Origin of the sequence: Vibrio sp. 10N.261.55.A7, assembly GCF_002877365.1 — a bacterium.
Lineage (GTDB): Bacteria > Pseudomonadota > Gammaproteobacteria > Enterobacterales > Vibrionaceae > Vibrio.
On record NZ_MCWZ01000107.1, the window covers coordinates 1 to 3,861 of the forward strand.

Annotated in this window: 4 protein-coding genes and 1 pseudogene; all 5 read right to left on the reverse strand. The window is 39.9% G+C overall.

Annotated features, from left to right (window positions below; genetic code table 11):
* A partial coding sequence (locus BCU12_RS07790; protein WP_133153831.1) for a GtrA family protein occupies positions 1 to 369 on the reverse strand: 369 nt, incomplete at its 3' end.
* Complete coding sequence (locus BCU12_RS07795) at positions 362 to 1,093, reverse strand: methyltransferase domain-containing protein (RefSeq protein WP_102403777.1); 732 nt, start codon at positions 1,091 to 1,093, stop codon at positions 362 to 364. The genes BCU12_RS07795 and BCU12_RS07790, both read right to left, overlap by 8 nt.
* Positions 1,066 to 2,019: a glycosyltransferase family 2 protein gene (locus BCU12_RS07800; protein ID WP_102403778.1), complete on the reverse strand. Its 954-nt coding sequence runs from the start codon at positions 2,017 to 2,019 to the stop codon at positions 1,066 to 1,068. The genes BCU12_RS07795 and BCU12_RS07800 overlap by 28 nt, the downstream gene beginning before the upstream one ends.
* Complete coding sequence (locus BCU12_RS07805; RefSeq protein WP_102403779.1) at positions 2,016 to 3,593, reverse strand: hypothetical protein; 1,578 nt, start codon at positions 3,591 to 3,593, stop codon at positions 2,016 to 2,018. The genes BCU12_RS07800 and BCU12_RS07805 overlap by 4 nt, the downstream gene beginning before the upstream one ends.
* Before the next feature lie 141 nt (positions 3,594 to 3,734).
* Positions 3,735 to 3,861, reverse strand: a pseudogene (locus tag BCU12_RS07810) (peptide ABC transporter ATP-binding protein); the annotation flags it as partial.

Genomic DNA, 3,861 nt, shown 5'->3' on the forward strand with positions numbered 1-3,861 from the left:
TGAACCTTTTTTTATGGGCTTAAACACAATGAATCGCATGAAAGTAAAGCTAATGACTGGGTATAGCAGCGGAATGACAACAGAGCTATAAAGAGGGTGAATACCGTATCGATGAACGCTGTAATCAGTGACTGTGAGTATGAGTAAAAAGCTCAATGACATTGAAGCAAATTTTGTGATGCTTGCTTTGTTGCTCTTTGCTTCAAATACATGAATGCAATTGAAGTAATAGGATATGAGTGAACATAAAACGTAAGCCAACGCATGGGATTGAAAGAGAGTAAAACCGACGACATCAATCAGAAGTGCAGATACTAATGTATAAATTAGTGTGGTGATGGCACCAAAAAAGATAAATCGCTTAATCATCCTTAGGCTCTAAAACTAGAACTATGGACAATCCAAACGGGAAGCTAAATCTTGGCAGCAAGGCAGACTCCAATGAAAACAGCTTGGTCAACATAGAGTTTATTACCCCCGCTTCACTATTCTGTTCAATTCTATGAATGCTATCAAAAAGTTTACTGATTGTTCGAGTTATGAGGGCAATCGGGAACAACAGTGTATTAAAATAGCTTTTGTATTTGATTGTAAATCCATTTGATTCCGCCAATGCAGTAATGTTAGACATGCTGTAGCGCCGGTAATGGTGCATTACTTCATCATGATGAGAACATAAGAATTGATAAGCAGGAACGGTGATAACGAGTTTCGCGTGTTTCTGCATTGACTTAGCAAGTTGTGTTAGTGCTAAGTTGTCATCCTCGATATGCTCCAATACGTCCAGCATTAAAATGCAGCCAAACTGAGGTATGTATAATTCTGACTTTTCAGGAAAGTTAGCTTTAACGACTTTGACGTTAAATGCTTCATGCAGGTAACTGATAGCAATAGTATTATTGTCTAACACTGTCACCTCCCCATACGCTTTTAACAGGTCGATATTGCCACCCATTCCACCGCCAATTTCTAGTAGTGAAGCGCCCCTGATCTCTAACTTAGACAAAATTTTATCCAGTATTTTTCTACGCCCAACGTACCACCAATGCGTTTTTTGGCTTTGAATCATTTCTTGGTAGACGTGTTGCTGCATTCACTCTGCTCCTTGATGAGATATAAAGGTCGTGCCTTGGACTCAATGTAAATGCGACCGATGTACTCGCCGAGTACGCCAATTCCAATGAGCTGTATGCCTCCGAAGAAAACAATGGCAGTGAAAATGGAAGCAAACCCATCAGTGTCACCTCCGGTAATTAAGGTATATAGGATGATGTATATTCCATACGAAAATGAGATCGTGGAAAAGAAAATACCGAGTAAGCTCCAGAACCTAAGTGGGACTGTGCTGAAACTGGTTAATCCATCTAGTGCGTGATGGAGTAACTTTTTAAAGTTAAACTTGGTTGAGCCAGAAACGCGTTCTTGCCTGTCAAACTCAACGAAGGCTGACTTATAACCAACCCAAGATAATATGCCTTGCATGTATCTCGAACGTTCTTCAAGTTTATTAATAGAATCGACTACATTTCTGCTTAGCAGTCGAAAGTCGCCAACATTAGAGTGTAAATGCTGTTCAGCAACTTTGCTCATCAGATAATAGTAGAGATTAGCTGAGTTTCTTTTTAGCCAAGAGTCTTGATGCCTGCTTTTTCTTCGAGCTAGAACGACATCATTGCCTAACTGCCAAAGTGCTATCATTTCTGGAATAAGTTGAGGTGGATCTTGCAGGTCGACATCCATAGGGATAACGGCGTCACCAGTTGCGTGATTAAGGCCTGCTGTCAGGGCAGCGTCTTTGCCAAAATTTCGAGTTAAGGAAACGAATCTGACAGCGTTGCAGCTGGCTATCTCTTTTTTTACTGACTCCAGTGTTAGGTCGCTTGAACCATCATCAATGAATAGGATTTCAAAGTCCTGATCCAAAGGCTCAAAAACAGACGAAACAATTTGAACAAAGGAGGGAATATTGTCTTGTTCATTGTATACGGGGCAGACAATACTTACTGTTTGTCTAGTCATTCAACCTTCCTTCGGTAAAGCTCAAATTTCATTTCTTTATGTACGCTATCCGCCACTAAAGCATAGTTTGAAAATGCCATTGCGGCTGAAGAGTCACTGTTTAGATAAGCCTTAAAGGAAAAATGTGCGGGGTAGCGCCGAAGTTCATCACTCGTCTCTATGACAATAAGGTGCGGTTTTCTTTTAGTGATGTCTTTTATGATTGTGCTCATGACGAAAGCAGAAACCTCACTGCTGATGGGGTCTCCAGGATTGTTCAGTGCATAAGGAAGAGGCCATAGAACCGGAAAAGAACCAACCCAATTGAGACCTGAATATAAACTTGTGGAATGGGCTGGATGCATCGTAGTAGAAAAAAACATGATGTCTTGTCCAACGGTCGTGTGAGTTGTTATAGCGTTATAGAGAGATTTAACTCGAACAGGTGTATTTTCAGGAAAATTTCTTGTCTGGCTATCAATTAAAGTATTCAAACCAGAAGCATAGCTAGGGACTGAAAATCGCCAGAAGTTATTTTTGTTCAACAATATAATGAATGTAACAAAGAAAATAACAGGCAATAGATTCGTTAGGCGTCGATGGGTCGCTAAGTCGAGCAATGAACAAATTAAACTTACTATCATGAGGGACGTTAAAAACGTGACTGCGGTAAAGAGGTGATAGCTAAACCCCGTTTGCCCAACCCAAAACGCTAATATTCCGGAAAATGTGATTATCAACATCAGGTTGGAATAGTGACGACTTATATGTTCGGATTTTTTTAGAAAAGAGAATGGCAAATACGCAACAACGAGTAAAAACAGGCCACTGAAAAAAAGATCAACTTTGTTAATGAAATAGCTTTGGTAAGTGCTTGAGGCGATAGGAGCAATTAACTCAAAATACTGGTTGTGCTTGGTAAAAACAAACGCGAGATAACAGAGCCCGAATATCCCTGTAACAATGAGTTCAGGTCTAAAAAGCAGCCTTAAGCGTCGGGTTAGTAGTATTAGGTATCCCTCGACGAATAACACGACCAAGAGATATTGTGGCTTTAAGCAGAGTGCTAGAGCTAGCAGTGTGTATGAAAACACTTTGAAAGTTAGGGATGTTTTGTTCCCAACTAAAATCGAATAAACCTGAGAAAAGTACAGGGTGAAACACGTCGCGATTATATGTTCTCGCTGCAAGAAGTTAAGTGGATAAACAAAATAGAGTGAGAATGAAAATACTATTGCGATGAGTACTCCATACCGAGTTTCTCGCAAGATATATAGATTGATAAAGGACACAAACAGTATGAGCACAGTCATACTGGCTCGAAGAGAGGAGATTTCATCTAGAAAGTTAAGGTGATAGAAAACCAAAAATACTTTGTAAATATAGATAATTAACGGTGGGTTTATTTCGTAGTACTGCGTGTAAAAATCAGCTTCAGTTGTATTGAGTGCCATTTGAGTAAGAAATGATACATCAGAATTGAGTAGCAGATTCGATTGCAATAAGATCGCTTGGGCTGCAAAAGCGAAGATGATGAGTATTGCTATCCAAAGGCTGTTAGAAGCAAAAAACTGTTCGAGTTTGTTCTCACGCAACCGCGCTCTCCTAGAAAATGGTGTGTCTAGGAAAGCTTAGTTGCAGTTTGGCTATTTTTCTCGAATGGTAAGTAGATAAAAAAGGGAAGTAAGGCTACCTCAAGTGAGCCCAATTCAAACAGGTTTTACTTGAACTTACTTCTACTTAAAACAAGGCGCTTTGTTAAAGTGACTCTCGATCATACGCTGTGTAATGATATGTTGAGGGTCGCAAAGCACTTTTTGAGTATCCCCTGATTCAACCACTTCCCCTTCATGCATAACCATG